This is a genomic window from Cephaloticoccus primus (assembly GCF_001580015.1).
Classification (GTDB): Bacteria; Verrucomicrobiota; Verrucomicrobiia; order Opitutales; family Opitutaceae; genus Cephaloticoccus; species Cephaloticoccus primus.
Map to the genome: position 1 here is coordinate 12,501 of NZ_LSZQ01000061.1, position 14,594 is coordinate 27,094.

Genomic DNA, 14,594 nt, shown 5'->3' on the forward strand with positions numbered 1-14,594 from the left:
GACGCCTCTCGGCTTTCGCACCGGCTACCCGAAAAGCGAGGCGGCCAAGCGCGCACTGCGCCAGGTGATCCGCCAAATCGACGCTGATGTGCTCGTGCTCCAGGAAATGGGGCCAGTAGAGTATCTCATTGAGTTACAGCGTGATCTAAGATCGGAGGGGCTTTTTTATCCGCATACCGCCCTGGTGCGCGGGCCCGACGCGCAACGGCATGTCGCCGCGCTTTCGCGATTTCCCTTTGCCGAAGTGCACGAGCACACGCCGCTGCGCTTCCGCTATCGGGACTCGCACGAGGACGTGAAACGCGGACTGCTGGAGCTGCGTTTCGCGACGGCGGCGGGGCCGCTGGCGATCTGGGCGCTGCACCTGAAAAGCCGCTACAGCCGCGATGCGGCCGACCCCGAATCGGCGGCTCTGCGCACAGGCGAGGCCCGCCGAATCCGCGACTTCATCCTGCAACGAATCGCCAGCACGGACACGCGTTTTTATCTGATTCTCGGCGACTTCAACGACACCAAGGCGAGCCCGCCGCTGGGAGCGCTTCAGCAGCGGGGCAAGGTGCGGCTTTCCCACTTGCTCGATGCGGCCGATTCGCGCGGCGAGAGCTGGACCTACCGCAATGCGCGCGAGGACAGCTACTGGCGGGTCGATCACATTTTGGCCTCACCCAAGCTACTGCCTGCGGTGAGCGGCGCCCGAGCGACGATCGCCGACGCGCCGGAGGTGCGCGACGCCAGCGATCACCGCCCGCTTTCGGTAACGCTGGATTTGGCGCAACTTCCCGCCATCACGCCAAAAGAAGAGGAGCGCCCGAGCAGCGCCGCCGCCGCCAGCAATTGACCGAATGGAGGGAGGGCCCCACGAAAATGCACGCCGCCGCCACAGCAGTTCGCAAAAAACGTTTTCGCAGCCTCGGGCACCGCGCGCCGCTGCTGTGGGTGCTGGTGCCGATACTCTCGGGACTAAGTCTGGGGCATGCCGGGCTGAGCCTCCCGAGCGCGTGGATTGTTTCGGGCGCGGCGGGATTTGCAGCGTTCGCGCTCGCGGCCAAGTACGCCAAATGGCCGCCGGGCGTTTCGGCCTTCGGGCTGTGCGCAGGGCTCACCTTGGCGGGACTCGCCTACTACGATGTCAAACGCCCGCGACTCGCCGATTGGGATTGGCTGCCTCCGCGCGAGGCCGAACTGACCTTGCGCGTGACGCGGACTTTTTCGCAGTCGCGAGCCGACCGGGCAAGCGGGCTCGCAGTGATCGAAAGCACCGCCCCCCACTTGCGCGAACTGATCGGCCAGCGGATTTATTTTTCGCTCAAGCTACCCGAGAGCGAAGCCGTCGCACCACCACTGCTGCTACGCGCGACGCGCCTTGAAGCGCTCGGCGTCTTGAGCGCCCTGTCGCGGCGGCCCGAGCCCGCCAGCTTTGAGCACTACCTGGATAGCGCCGGAGTGAACTTCCGCTTTTCGCAGGGACAAATCCTCCAGGTGCGGCAGCCCGCTTCGGTCTATCGGCATTTTTGCGCGCGCGCAGCGGAGCGCTTTAGCGAAAGCCTCGGGCAGGGCATAGCAGCCGCCCACCCCGAGACTGCGGGCATCCTGCGCGCCATGCTCCTCGGCCAGCGCAGCGAGTTGAGCGAGGAGCAAAGCGGGCTGTTTCGCGCGAGCGGCACGATGCACGTTTTCGCGATCAGCGGGCTGCACATCGGCATCATCGCTGCGGCGATTCACTGGCTGCTCGCACTCCTGCGGCTCCCCCACAAGCTGCGGCTGCTCGTGGAGCTCAGCGCACTGTGGCTGTATGTGGACATCACGGGTGCGGCGCCCTCTGCCGTGCGCGCCTTCATCATGGTGGCGCTCTTCTTGCTGGCTTTTGCGCTGCGGCTGCCAGCCAACCCGGTCGCCACATTGACGACTTCCGCGCTGATTGTGGTGTGCCTCGATCCGCTCCAGATCTTCAGCGCGAGCTTTCAGATGAGCTACGGCATCGTAGCGGCCCTGCTCCTCATCGGCCTGCCGCTCGCCGAGCACTGGCAAGCCGCGTGGCAACCCTACGCGATGATCCCCAAGGCCACCTGGAGCGGGCGCCAACACGCCCTTGACTGGCTGCGCCGCTGGGGGTTTGGCGCGCTGGGCATCGGCGTCGCCGCGACGCTCGTCAGCTCAGTCACCGGCGTTCTGTTTTTCGAGCTGTTCACCCCGGCCTCGCTTTTCATCAACCTGCTGGTGATTCCTGCGGCCTCTTGCGCGATCATTGCGGGCTTCGCCTCGCTCCTGTGCGGCTTGCTCCATTTCACGCTCGGCTCCCTCGTCGCCAACTACGTGGCATTTCTCGTCCTCGCGGGGACTGAAACGCTGATAAGCGCCGTCATGCAAGTGCCGCACTTGTGGTTTTACGCAGCCTTTCGCGCGCCTTGGGTTGGCTCGGTAACGCTCGTCGCACTGCTGCTGATATTGCTTATCGGCTACTCACAGCACTGGAGCCGCTGGTGCCGGTTTTTCTGGCCTCCGTTTGCGGTTCTCGCGCTCGGCTTCGCCCTTGGTGTGCGTTTCGGCTAAATCTGAGCCAAAATAGCCGCTCTGGCCCTCATCCTCGCCCCAAGTCGGGCAAAGTTTTGCCATTTTCTGCCATTTTTTGAACAGGGCAGGGACTCGCCCAAAGCTCAACGCACATCTGCAAAGCCGCTCCAAAACCAGGATTTTGAGGCCGTTTTGCCCCATTTTTGATCAAAATCGCGTCAAAAAACGGAGATTGCCTTTGGTTTTGGCCTTCTTTTGAACGCCTGTCCCACAGTTGGTCTCTAACCCGGCCAACTTCTGGAAACTTAACCAAGGCCCCAGTTTGGACATCAAACAAATCAAGCAAATCATCGACCTCATCAAGCGCTCGGAGCTCACCGAGTTCGCGATTGAGGAGAAGGATTTCAAACTCAAGATCTGCCGCGAAGGCACCGGAGCAGGTACCTCGTTCACGCTCCCTAGCCAAGTGCTCGCAGCCCCCGGTGCAGCGCTGCCCCTAGCCGAAGCAGCGGCCCCCGTCGCCGCCTCCGCGGCCGCAGCGACTGCCGCCCCCGCCGCACCCGAGGTCGAGGAAAACGTCACCTACATCAAGTCGCCGATGGTCGGCACCTTCTACCACGCCTCCTCACCCGACAGCGCGCCCTTCGTCCAAGACGGCTCCAAGGTGACGGAGACGACGATTGTCTGCATCATTGAGGCGATGAAGATCATGAACGAGATCCAGGCAGAGACTAAGGGCACGATCATCGAAACCCTCGTGGAAAACGGCCAACCCGTCGAATACGGCCAACAGCTCTTTAAGGTAAAGCAGGGCTAAGGGCACGCACCCGCGGAAAGTGGCTGACGCAGGGCGCAGCCCGACCAGCGCGCCATCCAGCCGCCGCCCCTCGCCGCTTCCCTTTTCCTTGCACACACGCGCGGCGCAATCAGCCCGCTGCCAAAATCCATCCCGCTCCGGCAACGCGCCGCGAGAGGCCCCGCAGAGTTCTTCATCTCTCGCCGCCCCGAGGCGGGCCGAGCGGATCCCCTACACCACTTAAAAACCTTATGATCCAAAAGATTCTCATCGCCAACCGCGGTGAAATTGCCCTTCGCATCGTCCGTGCTTGCAGAGAGTTAGGCATTAAAACGCTCGCCGTTTACTCCGAGGCCGACGTCCAGTCCCTCCACGTCCAGCTCGCCGACGAAGCCATCTGCATCGGTGGCCCGCGCAGCGCCGACAGCTACCTGCGCACCGACCGGATCATCAGCGCCGCCGAAATCGCCGACGTGGACGCCATCCACCCCGGCTACGGCTTTCTCTCGGAAAACGCCAAATTCGCCGAGCAATGCGAGTCGTGCAACATCAAGTTCATCGGCCCCAAGTCGAAAACCATCAGCATGATGGGTGACAAGGCAGTCGCCAAAACCACGGTCCAGAAAGCAGGCGTGCCCACCGTACCCGGTTCCGACGGGCCGGTCTCCAGCGAAGCCGAGGCGGTAAAAATCGCCCGCAAGATCGGCTACCCCGTCATCATCAAAGCGGTGGCAGGGGGCGGCGGGCGCGGCATGCGCATCGCGCACAACGACGTGAGCTTCGGCAAGGAGTACCACTCCGCGCGCAACGAGGCCGAAAAGGCCTTCGGCAACGGCGAAGTCTACATCGAGAAGTACATCGCCAACCCGCGCCACATCGAGTTCCAGATCCTCGCCGACTCGCACGGAAAAACCCTGCACCTCGGCGAGCGCGATTGCTCCGTGCAGCGGCGCCACCAAAAGCTCGTCGAAGAGTCGCCCTCCCCCTTCCTCACGCCCGACCTCCGCAAGAAAATGGGCAAGGCCGCCATCCGCGCCGCAGTCGCCGCGGGCTACGAAAACGCGGGCACGATCGAGTTCCTCGTCGATGCGAAGGGGAAGTTCTACTTCATCGAGATGAACACCCGCATCCAGGTCGAGCACCCGGTCACGGAGGAGGTCACCGGCGTGGATCTGATCAAGGAACAGATCCGCGTGGCCAACGGCGAGAAGCTCGATTTCGACCAAGGCGACATCAAGTTCAAGCGCCACGCCATCGAATGCCGGATCAACGCCGAAGATCCCGCCCGCAACTTCATCCCCTCGCCCGGCACCATCGGCCTGTACTACGCCCCGGGCGGGCACGGCGTGCGCGTCGATTCCCACGCCTACAGCGGCTACCAGATCCCCACGCACTACGACTCGATGATCGGCAAGCTCATCTGCTACGGGCGCGACCGCAAAACCGCCCTCGAACGCAGCTACCGCGCCCTCAGCGAGTACATCATCCGCGGCATCAAGACCACCATCCCACTGCACAAGGCGATCATGTCTGACCCCGTGTTTATCGAGGGGAAGGCGACCACTGGCTATATGGAGGAATTCATGGGCCGGATGCCGCCCGACCTGTTCACCGGTCAGTAAACGCCAGCGAGGCCGATCCACCGGCCCGCGCCCGCCCCAGTCAACGCCACAGTCATCCACTGCGCGTGGGAGCGCGCAGCAGCAACCGACTTTCTTGCCCTACGCGGGCGGCGGCAGGCGGTGCCTGCACCCATTTACTGTGCGGCTTGCTGTCGGGCGTTCCGCCCGACGAACAAGCCACACGGTCTTCGACCGTTTTATTGAGCGCGGCGTCGTTGCCGCCGCGTCGGAGCAACATTTTCCTGTTAACCCCAAAAATCCGCTCAGATGGGAGTTTAACCCGCAAACTTTTCTCCGCGCCCAAACGGGTTTCCGATCCATCCGCATTTGAATCTCCCAACCCTGTCGCAACGCGACAGGGGGAGTGCCCTTTCAAATTTGCGATTTTGCCTGGGCGCAAAGCGCGCGGGCAAAATCGCAAATTGAATGGCAGCGGTCACTGACCGCCGCTCGCCGCGCAGGCGTCACTGTGCGGGCGAAGTCGCCTGATTTTGGGCGAGCACCCAAGCGTCGTACTCGGCGCGCGGCATGAAGCGCAGCGAGGCGGAGTTGATGCAGTAGCGGCGGCCCTTACTGCGCGGCACATCGTCGAAGACGTGGCCGAGGTGGCTGCCGCAAACCGCGCAGTGGATCTCCTCGCGCACCATGTTGTGGCTAAAGTCCTTTTGCGTGGCGATAAACGCGCGCTCTATCGGCCGGTAAAAGCTGGGCCAGCCCGTGCCGCTGTCGAACTTCGCCGCGCTGTCGAACAGCGGCGTATCGCAGCCCACGCAGAAGTACACGCCGTCCTCGTGGTGATCCCAGTACGCGTTGCGAAACGGCGGCTCCGTCCCCTGCTCGCGCGCGACGTGGTACTGGGCAGGCGTCAACCGCGCGCGCCACTCGGCTTCGCTGCGGTGCACGGTGACCTTGCTCATGTCGATCACCACGTTTGACGGCAGCCCGCAGGCGGAGAGTTCGCCGGGAGCGCAGTCCAGCGCGTCCTTCGGCTCAGGGCGATTATCGTCAGTCGTTTTCATAGTGGCATCGGTAGCGGCGGCGCAGCCCGCCAAAGTGAGCAGCAGCAGCAGCGCAGAGCAGGCGAAACGTCCCAAGTGCATACCGCACGCAGTACGCATGTCTTCTCATTGTTCCACCCGCATCGGCACGAGCGCATCGGCAAACTCCGCTTGCACGCGCTGCCCGCTGGAAACCGCATCGGCACGCGTGAGCGGGCGGCCCGCCTCATCGCGCATGATCACGAAGCCGCGCGCCACGACCGAGGCCGGGCTCACCGAAAGCAACCGCTTCTCAAACGCGCCGACCTGCTGGGCGAGCTGCTCCAGCTTCGCCTCGGGCGACACCCGCGCCCAGGCCGCCGCCGCCGCCGCGACCTCGTGGCGCGCCTGCTGCATGCCCATGCGCAAAGCCGCCCCCAGCCGGTTCGCGCAATCGTCGAGCCGCAGCGCGTATTGCTCGATCTGCCCCGCCGGGCTGAGCAAGCGCAGCCGGTTCTCCGCTTGCAGCGCGCGCTGGCGCCGCTCGTCGAGTGCGCTCTCGGCACCCCGCGCCAACTCTTCGCCGAGCTGCCTCACCCGCTCCACTGCGGCGACGAAACCGCTGGAGATGTGCTCGGCGGCCCCGCTCGGCGTCTCCGCCCGCAAGTCCGCCGCAAAGTCGCACAGGGTAAAATCGATCTCATGCCCCACGGCCGAGATAATCGGGATCGGGCAGGCAGCGACCGCGCGCACGAGCGGCTCTTCGTTAAACGCCCACAAGTCCTCCAGGCTGCCGCCACCACGACCGATCACCAGCAGGTCAAAGCCGCCCAGCCGCTCGGCCGCCCCCAGCGCCTCGACCATGTCTTCGGCGGCGCCCGCACCCTGCACGCGCGCAGGCAGCACGACCACTCGTCCGCGCCAGCCACGGCGCAGCAAAATCCGCAAAAAATCCTGCACCGCCGCGCCAGTTGGCGAAGTCACAAAACCAATCGTACGCGGCAGCGCGGGCAGTGCGCGCTTGCGCGCCGCCTCGAAAAGCCCCTCCGCCGCCAGCCGCCGCTTCAACGCCTCAAACTCTTGCTGCAAGCGCCCCACGCCATCCTCGACCACTTCGCGCACGACGAGCTGATACTGGCCGCGCGCCTCGTACACGCTCAGCCGACCGAAAACCAGTACCTGCTGCCCATCGCGCAGCCGCACTTTCTGCCGCAGCGCATCACCGCGAAAAAGCACCGCGCTCAACTGCGCGCCCGCATCCTTAAGCGAGAAGTAAACGTGGCCGCTGGCTTGATTGCGCAGGTTGGACACCTCTCCGCGCACCCAGCCGACCGGCAGCGCGTTTTCCAAAAGCGTTTTTACACGGCGCGTGAAGTCCGTAACCGACTCCGCGCGCGCCCCTCCCGCCCCACCCGCGCCTTCGGCGCCTCCGGTCTCGAGCGCCTCGGGCTCCGCGCGCGGCGCAACAGCGCGAGCAGGAATAGTGGGCGCAGAAATGACAGGCGCCCCATCGGCGGTTTCACGCAGCGCGCTACTGGTCGGCTGCGGCCGCTCGGTGGAAACTGGGGGCGGGGCAACAACAGTAGCGGGCGGCGACGGACGGGATGCTGGCACCGCCGAAGCGGCTGGCTTGGCCGCCTTTGCCTGCGCTGGAGCGGCGGGCGCAGGCTCTGGCGTACCAAGATCGAACAACAAAGGCTCGTCCGGCTCGGGCGCGGCATTTTTGCGGCTACGGCGGGTCATTGCGCAGCCTCCTCTTCAGTCGCCACTGGCGACATCGCCGCAGCCGATTCACGGCGCGCACGGTAACGCCTCCGGAGCATTTGCACGGTAACCGTCAGCACCGCGAAAAGCCCCAGCGCGAGCATCACCCGCTTGCCGTGCCCGTGGACGACCGCGTCGCCAAACAGCACAAAGGCGCAGGCGTAGAGTCCGGCGATCAGCCACGAGATCAGGAAGTAAACGCGGAAGGGAATATCCGCCAGGCCGAGCAGGTAGCTTTGCAGAAAAAACGGCGGCCCGGGCGTCACCCGCAGCAGGAAAACGAGGCCGAGGTAATCGGCCTCTCTTGCGCGCGGCAGCGAGTAGCCGAGCCAACCGACAAGCCACGCAAAAAGGGGACGCAGCGCACGCCGCGCCAGCCAGTAGGACAGCGCAAGATTGAGCGCGAGGCTCAGCAGCGTGAGAAAAAGCACGAGCGGCATGCCCAGCACCGGCGCAAAAACGGGCCCCGCCGTCAGCGTGAAAACCGAGAGCGGGCAACCGAGCGAAGGCAGCAGCGACATGAAGAAAAAGAAGGTGAGCGGCCCCGCGCTGCGCACCTTCGCCAGCCCCGCATCCCGCCACGCACCGAGCTCGCCACCGTAGTGCCGAAATGCCCACCAGCCCAGCGCCAGCACGACCACACCGAGCACCGCCAACACAGTGAGCTTCTTTAAGCGATGGGGCGCAGGCCTTTTCGATTCGTCCATTGCGGCACAGGCTGCGCGCTCCGGCAAAGTCCCGTCAAGGGGGTCTTCGCCCCTTCCTTCTCGCGAGGCCCTCGTTGAGGCCTCGTCGGTAGGCAATACCTCCACTTCGCGTGGGGCGCGGTCGCAGACCGGTCTTATGGCAGTGCCTGCTCTCATTTACTGTGCGGTTTGCGTATCGCGCGTCCCGCGCGATACGCAAACCGCACAGTAAGGAATGCCCGATCATCCGGTCGCGGTCGTTGCCCGCTCCATTTTGCACGGCGGCGCGGTCGCAGGCCGGACCGCCGCACCAGAGCAACATTTTCCCGTTAACCAACGAAAATCGCCCCAATGGATTCCCGCTCCATTCGCACTTGAAGCTCCTTCCCCAGTCGCAATGCGACTGGGGGGGGGAATCCCGTTAAATTTGCGATTTTGCTCGGGCGCGGAGCGCACGCGGCAAAATCGCAAATTGAATGGAAGTGGCGACCCGCCACCGCCCCACGCGCAGTGGAGTCTTCGACTCATTTTATGGGCCGCAGCGACGCGGTCGCGTGTCTCAATAAAGGCTTCCGTTGCGTTCCTGGCGGGGGCTACTTTTTGCGCAACAAGTCTCCTGCGCAACAGTCCCTCTCCCGACTGCCTTTTCACTTTATGAAACTGTCCATCGTCATCCCTTGCTACAACGAGGAGCGCACGCTCCTGAGCCTCGTCGAGCGCGTGCGGGCCGCCTGCGAGAAGCCCACGCAGGGCGAGCCGATTGAGCGCGAGATCATCATCGTGGATGATTGCTCGCGGGATGGCACACGCGACTTGCTGCGCGACACCATCGCGCCGCTCGTCGACCAGGTGCTCTACCACGAAGTGAACCAGGGCAAGGGCGCGGCGCTGCGCACGGGCTTCGCCGCTGCGACGGGCGAGCTCGTCATCATCCAGGATGCCGACCTGGAGTACGACCCGAGCGAATACCCGAAGCTGATCGCCCCGATCCTCGCGGGGCAGGCGGATGTGGTGTTCGGCTCGCGCTTCAGCGGGGGCGATGCGCACCGCGTGGTCTACTTCTGGCACATGCTGGGCAACAAGTTCCTGACGCTGTGCTCAAACATGTTTACCAACATCAACCTCACGGACATGGAGACTTGCTACAAAGTCTTCCGCCGCTCGGTGCTCGAGAAAATCACCATCGAGGAGGCGCGTTTCGGCTTCGAGCCCGAGATCACCGCCAAGGTCGCCAAGCTGCGCGTGCCCATCTACGAAGTCGGCATCAGCTACTACGGGCGCACGTACGAAGAGGGCAAGAAGATCGGCTGGCGCGATGGCTTCCGCGCGCTGTGGGCCATTCTAAAATACAACCTGTTTCGCTAAAAACGGCTGTGGTGGCGGCGGGCGCGCGCCGCGTTCTTTCCTGACCTCTACCGCCCGCCCGACACGACCGCTCCTCGCCTGAACCCGCTGCGCGTCAGCACCGGCGACATCCGGGTGAGCCAGGTCTGACAAGTCCCTGACGCGTCCCCCACCACCGATCCGCCCCCCAAGCTCCCCGTGGAGGCATTTTTCCAACAACTGCTCAACGGCCTGTCGCTCGGCGCGATTTATGCGCTGATCGCGCTCGGCTACACGATGGTCTACGGCGTGCTGCGCTTCATCAATTTTGCGCATGCCGATGTCTTCATGAGCGGCGCCTTCATCGGCTACTACGCCGCGCAGCGACTGCCGCCCGGCACCGTGTGGGGCGGGCTCGCCGTCCTCGGCGCGGCGATGCTCGGCTGCGCGCTCATCGGCATGTTGATCGAGCGGCTGGCGTACCGCCCGCTGCGCGGCGCGCCCACGCTTAACGTGCTCATCACCGCCATCGGCGTGTCGCTGCTGATGGAGTACTCGGGGCAGCTTTTCTTTGGGGCCACACCGCGCACTTTTCCCGCCGTTTTCCCCACGAAACAATTCTCGCTCGGCGGGCTCGCGATTTCCTCAAACCAGCTCCTCGTCATCGCCGCTGCGCTCGCCCTCGTCGCCGCGCTGCAACTGATCATCCACCGCACGCGGATCGGTACGGCCATGCGCGCCGTCGCGCAAAATCCGCGCGCCGCCCAGCTCATGGGCGTGAACAATAGCCGCGTCATCGCCTTCACCTTTGGGCTCGGCTCTGCGCTGGCTGGAGCGGGCGGCATCCTCTATGCGCTCAACTACCCGTCGATTGATCCGCTGATGGGCGTCAGCCCGGGGCTCAAGGCCTTCACCGCAGCGATCCTCGGCGGCATCGGCAATATCCCGGGCGCAGCGCTTGGCGGGCTCCTGCTCGGCACTGTGGAGACCTTTGTCTCGGGCAGCGCGCTATCGACGTATAAGGACGCCATCGCCTTCACGATTCTGCTCACGATCCTCTTTTTCCGACCGGCGGGACTGCTCGGCCGCGCCACGGCCGAAAAGGTCTAGCCTGCCTGACCCGCACACCGCCACGCACTCGCCCGCTCACCCGACCTCGCCCGCACCGACGATGAAGCCGCACGAACACGCCGCCGACGCCCCGCGCCCCGCACGCAAGCCCGGCGGGCCGCTCGCCTTGGGTGGCGCGCTCATCGGCGGGCTGTGCGTCTCGGCCTTCGCCGGCGTGATCGACCCGTACCTCCTCGACGTGCTGATGAGTATGGGGATCGCCGTCACGCTGGCGGTTTCGCTCAATCTCGTCACCGGCTTCACGGGCCAATTCTCGCTCGGCCACGCGGGCTTCATGTCGGTCGGCGCGTACCTCTCCGCAGGCATCACGACGCGGCTGGCCCCGCACTTTTTTGGCGCGGACAGCGGGAGCGGTGCGGGCCTCGCACAGAGCGGTTTTTTCCTGCTCGCACTGCTGCTCGGCGGGCTCGGCGCTGCCCTGGCCGGACTCTGCGTAGGCGGCCCGTCACTGCGGCTCAAGGGCGACTACCTCGCACTCGTAACGCTCGGCTTTGGCGAGATCATCCGCGTCGTTTTCCAGAACATCGAGCCGCTCGGCGGTGCACTCGGGCTCAATGGCATCCCGCCCTACACAAGCCCGTTTTGGGTGCTCGCTTGGGCGGCGCTCACGATCTTCGTCGTCCACTGCCTCGTGCACTCGACTTATGGGCGCGGCTTTATCGCGACGCATGACGACGAAATCGCCGCCGAAGCGATCGGGCTCAGCACCACGCGCTACAAGATCGTGGCATTCGTCGTGGGCGCGTTTTTCGCGGGCGTGGCGGGCGGGCTCTACGCGCACTTCCGGCTCAGCATCGTGCCCACCGGTTTCGATTTCTCCAAGAGCATCGAGATCGTCCTCATCGTGATCCTCGGCGGCATGGGAAACACCATCGGCGTGATCCTCGCTGCCCTGCTGCTCACGCTGCTGCCCGAAGCCCTGCGCCCCATCGCCGAGTACCGCATGGTGCTCTACTCGCTGCTGCTGATCGTCCTCATGGTCTGGCGACCGCGCGGGCTCCTCAACCTCGACTGGGCCAAGCTCCTGCAACGCCGGAAAACCCGCACGACCCTGCGATGACGTGTGACACCACAAACCACGCCCCATCGACACGCGCCCGACAAAGCGCTCGTAAAATGGACGAGCCGAAGGCCCCGCCGCTCCTGGAGCTCACGGCGGCGACGATCCGCTTCGGCGGCCTCTACGCCGTCAACTCACTGGACTTCGCCATCGGGCCCGACGAGCTCGTCGGCCTCATCGGCCCCAACGGCGCGGGGAAGACCACCGCCTTCAACCTCATCACCGGCGTCTACGCACCGAGCTCGGGCCACGTGCGCTTCGGCGGGCGCGACCTCGCGGGCCTCAGCCCCTACGAACGCGCGCGGCTCGGCATTGCGCGCACCTTTCAAAACATCCGGCTCTTCGGCTCGCTCAGCGCCTTCGACAACGTGCGCGCCGCCTGCAACCTGCACCGCAAGACCAGCCCGCTGCATGCGCTCTGGCGCGGACGCGCCTTTCGCGCCGACGAGCAAGCAATCGCGGCCCGAGCGGACGAGCTCCTCGACCTCTTCCACCTCGGCCGCTACCGCGACACACTCGCGGGCGCACTGCCCTATGGCGAACAACGCCGCCTCGAAATCGTCCGCTGCCTCGCCACCCGACCGCAGCTCCTCCTCCTCGACGAACCCGCCGCAGGCATGAACCCGGCGGAGAAAGGCGAGCTCATCGCCCTGATCAAACAGGTACAACGCCAGTTCCGGCTCTCCGTCCTCCTGGTCGAGCATTCCATGAAAGTTGTCATGGGCCTTTGCCAGCGAATCGCCGTCCTCGACTACGGTGTAAAAATAGCCGAGGGCACGCCCGCGCAAATCCAGCGCGACCCAAAAGTCATCGAAGCCTACCTCGGCGAAGACCACAGCACCGCCCTCGCCCACCACTGATGCCCGCCGCACACGACAGCTCCAGCGCCGCCGCCGCCGCTACCGAGATCCTCCGCGTCGAAGACCTCCACGTCTCCTACGGCGCGATCTCCGCACTTAACGGGATCTCGCTGAGCGTGCCTGCCGGAGCGATTGTCACCCTCATCGGCGGAAACGGCGCGGGAAAAACCACCACCCTGCACAGCCTCTCCGGCCTCATCCGTGCGGCCCGGGGCCGCGTCCATTTCGCGGGCGAAGACATTACCGCGCTGGCCCCGCACCACATCGTCGCGCGCGGCCTCTGCCACGTCCCCGAAGGCCGGATGATCTTCGCCAACCTCAGCGTCGCCGAAAACCTCGCGATGGGCGCCTACCTCCAGCGCAGCCCCGCCCAGATCGCCGCAGCCCGCGACTATTGCTTCAGCATCTTCCCCCGACTCAGAGAACGGCTCCGGCAAAATGCGGGCACGCTCTCCGGCGGCGAACAGCAAATGCTCGCCATCGCCCGCGCCCTCATGAGCCGCCCCAAGTTCCTGATGCTCGACGAACCCTCGCTCGGGATCGCCCCGCGGCTCATCAGCACCATTTTTGAGAAAATCGTGGAGATAAACCGCGACCACGGCACCGGCATCCTCCTCGTCGAGCAAAACGCCCGACTCGCCCTGGAGATCAGCACCCACGCCTACGTGCTGGAGACCGGCCACATCGTCATGTCCGGCCCCAGCCGCGAACTGCGCAACAACGCCCAACTCAAAGCCGCCTACCTCGGCAGCTAGCAGACGAGCCCCCCCCGCTCCCATTCACGCCCGCTCAAAGTTATCGGCGCTCCCTCTTTGGCCAGGCCCTCATGGGCCCTCATTGATTGTGCGACATGTTTGTTGGCGTTTCCTCCACACGATGAGGCCGAAGCCCAGGATGCCGAAGAGTGCCCCGCAGGTCGCGGGCTCGGGCAGCCCGGAGATTTCCCAGTAATCCTTGTTATACTCCTTGAGCTCACCCCCCTTTCGGTAGCCCAGAAACTCAAGTCGCCCAAGTGATTCCTGTAGGTGTTCGCTGTCCTTACGCACGAGAAGTCTTGAGAAGCCCTCTTTCCAGTTCTCGACCCTCAAACTGGCCCCCTCCTCTATCCTTAAGTCATCCAGAAATATGTCCCTCTGTCCCTTAAATTCATCGGGCCTTGTGAGCGAGAAGGTAAGAACACTACTCCCTCCTTCTACAGCCAGTTGATGAAAAGACTCCTTAACTTGATTAGATGCAGCAGTGTGAAAACCAAATGCAGACCCATCCTCTCGAAGGGTCACGGTGCTATTCTCCCCTATTTGTCCACTGCGGTGAGATAGGATAACTCCTTTATCAATCGCATATATATTCCCCTGCACCGCTCTCCCTGCCCATCGAAGCGATAACTCATTCTTCCCCTCTACAACAACATCACCAGTAAATGTATTATCGCCAGCCCCTTCCATATAAACCACACCGTAAGATTTCCCATCAGGGGAAGAGCCCCATACCTCACCGTGAATATAAACACCTACTGATCGTTTTTCCGAATCTACAATCCTTGACCTTATTATCGTCGTTGAGCCCGGCCAGTCTCCCGTAATACCAATATCTACCTTCCCCGAACTTGAGGTAAGAGCGCCTCCTGTAATTAACGCATTTCCGTAATTTGGCCCCCTGATACCTCCCGCTCCGACACTGAGTATCCCGTCTATATTAGCAGTAGAGTTACCCGACATATTCACCTGAGCCACCTCACCACTTATAGTCATCTCACCCGAAACGGTGATTGAGTCTTGATACTGAGGTTTCACCGGCCCCGCCAAACCATTATAACCATCTACATAATAGCCACTTATAGCTTAGGGGGGGGGGGGGGGGGTTT

Annotated in this window: 14 protein-coding genes (1 of these 14 only partly in view); 9 read left to right on the forward strand and 5 right to left on the reverse strand. The window is 63.9% G+C overall.

From position 1 onward, the window contains the following. The 4 genes from AXK11_RS08170 to accC all read left to right on the forward strand — a co-directional run. Positions 1-838, forward strand: partial view of an endonuclease/exonuclease/phosphatase family protein gene (locus AXK11_RS08170; protein WP_068631110.1) — the 3' portion only. 206 nt of this gene lie to the left of the window's left edge; 838 of the gene's 1,044 nt are visible here — the last part of the coding sequence; its start codon lies beyond the left edge, outside the window; it ends in the stop codon at positions 836-838. Positions 839-864: 26 nt separating this feature from the next. After that, positions 865-2,550, forward strand: a complete 1,686-nt coding sequence (locus AXK11_RS08175) for a ComEC/Rec2 family competence protein (protein WP_068631112.1) — start codon at positions 865-867, stop codon at positions 2,548-2,550. 283 nt (positions 2,551-2,833) lie between these two features. Then, positions 2,834-3,328 carry an acetyl-CoA carboxylase biotin carboxyl carrier protein gene (accB, locus tag AXK11_RS08180; protein WP_068631114.1) on the forward strand — a complete coding sequence of 165 codons (495 nt, stop codon included), beginning with the start codon at positions 2,834-2,836 and terminating at the stop codon, positions 3,326-3,328. Positions 3,329-3,558: 230 nt separating this feature from the next. Next, the gene (gene accC / locus AXK11_RS08185; RefSeq protein WP_068631116.1) at positions 3,559-4,929 is read left to right on the forward strand and encodes an acetyl-CoA carboxylase biotin carboxylase subunit; all 1,371 of its coding nucleotides are present in this window, start codon (positions 3,559-3,561) and stop codon (positions 4,927-4,929) included. Positions 4,930-4,981: 52 nt separating this feature from the next. On the opposite strand, the gene AXK11_RS09905 is transcribed toward accC, so the two are convergent. The 4 genes from AXK11_RS09905 to AXK11_RS08200 all read right to left on the reverse strand — a co-directional run bounded on the left by AXK11_RS09905 (position 4,982) and on the right by AXK11_RS08200 (position 8,329). Then, on the reverse strand, positions 4,982-5,167 hold the full coding sequence (locus AXK11_RS09905) for a hypothetical protein (RefSeq protein WP_156469277.1): 186 nt from the start codon (positions 5,165-5,167) through the stop codon (positions 4,982-4,984). Positions 5,168-5,393: 226 nt separating this feature from the next. Continuing rightward, the gene (msrB, locus tag AXK11_RS08190) at positions 5,394-6,029 is read right to left on the reverse strand and encodes a peptide-methionine (R)-S-oxide reductase MsrB (RefSeq protein ID WP_231865810.1); all 636 of its coding nucleotides are present in this window, start codon (positions 6,027-6,029) and stop codon (positions 5,394-5,396) included. A gap of 24 nt (positions 6,030-6,053) precedes the next feature. Beyond that, a complete protein-coding gene (gene xseA / locus AXK11_RS08195; protein ID WP_156469278.1) occupies positions 6,054-7,649 on the reverse strand; it encodes an exodeoxyribonuclease VII large subunit in 1,596 nt (531 codons plus the stop codon). Then, on the reverse strand, positions 7,646-8,329 hold the full coding sequence (locus AXK11_RS08200) for a TVP38/TMEM64 family protein (RefSeq protein WP_197456853.1): 684 nt from the start codon (positions 8,327-8,329) through the stop codon (positions 7,646-7,648). Before AXK11_RS08200 ends, xseA begins: the two co-directional genes overlap by 4 nt. Before the next feature lie 681 nt (positions 8,330-9,010). Here AXK11_RS08200 and AXK11_RS08205 point away from each other — a divergent pair. The 5 genes from AXK11_RS08205 (at position 9,011) to AXK11_RS08225 (ending at position 13,485) form a co-directional block, all read left to right on the forward strand. Then, on the forward strand, positions 9,011-9,721 hold the full coding sequence (locus AXK11_RS08205; protein ID WP_068631122.1) for a glycosyltransferase family 2 protein: 711 nt from the start codon (positions 9,011-9,013) through the stop codon (positions 9,719-9,721). A 177-nt stretch (positions 9,722-9,898) separates the two neighbouring features. Then, positions 9,899-10,789 (forward strand): branched-chain amino acid ABC transporter permease, encoded by an 891-nt coding sequence (locus AXK11_RS08210; protein WP_068631124.1) that lies wholly within the window; start codon positions 9,899-9,901, stop codon positions 10,787-10,789. A gap of 61 nt (positions 10,790-10,850) precedes the next feature. Continuing rightward, positions 10,851-11,870, forward strand: coding sequence for a branched-chain amino acid ABC transporter permease (locus AXK11_RS08215; RefSeq protein ID WP_082781051.1), 1,020 nt, complete (start codon positions 10,851-10,853; stop codon positions 11,868-11,870). Positions 11,871-11,926: 56 nt separating this feature from the next. After that, positions 11,927-12,730, forward strand: coding sequence for an ABC transporter ATP-binding protein (locus tag AXK11_RS08220; protein ID WP_068631126.1), 804 nt, complete (start codon positions 11,927-11,929; stop codon positions 12,728-12,730). Further along, a complete protein-coding gene (locus tag AXK11_RS08225) occupies positions 12,730-13,485 on the forward strand; it encodes an ATP-binding cassette domain-containing protein (protein ID WP_197456854.1) in 756 nt (251 codons plus the stop codon). The genes AXK11_RS08220 and AXK11_RS08225 overlap by 1 nt, the downstream gene beginning before the upstream one ends. A 69-nt stretch (positions 13,486-13,554) precedes the next feature. On the opposite strand, the gene AXK11_RS09910 is transcribed toward AXK11_RS08225, so the two are convergent. Next, on the reverse strand, positions 13,555-14,481 hold the full coding sequence (locus AXK11_RS09910; RefSeq protein WP_156469280.1) for a hypothetical protein: 927 nt from the start codon (positions 14,479-14,481) through the stop codon (positions 13,555-13,557). Positions 14,482-14,594: the final 113 nt, after the last annotated feature.

Excerpts from the sequence above, each read along its gene's own strand:
- AXK11_RS09910 (WP_156469280.1), bottom strand. The coding sequence starts at position 14,481 with ATGACTATAAGTGGTGAGGTGGCTCAGGTGAATATGTCGGGTAACTCT.
- accC (WP_068631116.1), top strand. The coding sequence starts at position 3,559 with ATGATCCAAAAGATTCTCATCGCCAACCGCGGTGAAATTGCCCTTCGC.
- AXK11_RS09905 (WP_156469277.1), bottom strand. The coding sequence starts at position 5,167 with ATGTTGCTCCGACGCGGCGGCAACGACGCCGCGCTCAATAAAACGGTC.
- xseA (WP_156469278.1), bottom strand. The coding sequence starts at position 7,649 with ATGACCCGCCGTAGCCGCAAAAATGCCGCGCCCGAGCCGGACGAGCCT.
- AXK11_RS08220 (WP_068631126.1), top strand. The coding sequence starts at position 11,927 with ATGGACGAGCCGAAGGCCCCGCCGCTCCTGGAGCTCACGGCGGCGACG.
- msrB (WP_231865810.1), bottom strand. The coding sequence starts at position 6,029 with ATGCACTTGGGACGTTTCGCCTGCTCTGCGCTGCTGCTGCTGCTCACT.
- AXK11_RS08215 (WP_082781051.1), top strand. The coding sequence starts at position 10,851 with ATGAAGCCGCACGAACACGCCGCCGACGCCCCGCGCCCCGCACGCAAG.
- AXK11_RS08175 (WP_068631112.1), top strand. The coding sequence starts at position 865 with ATGCACGCCGCCGCCACAGCAGTTCGCAAAAAACGTTTTCGCAGCCTC.
- AXK11_RS08225 (WP_197456854.1), top strand. The coding sequence starts at position 12,730 with ATGCCCGCCGCACACGACAGCTCCAGCGCCGCCGCCGCCGCTACCGAG.
- AXK11_RS08205 (WP_068631122.1), top strand. The coding sequence starts at position 9,011 with ATGAAACTGTCCATCGTCATCCCTTGCTACAACGAGGAGCGCACGCTC.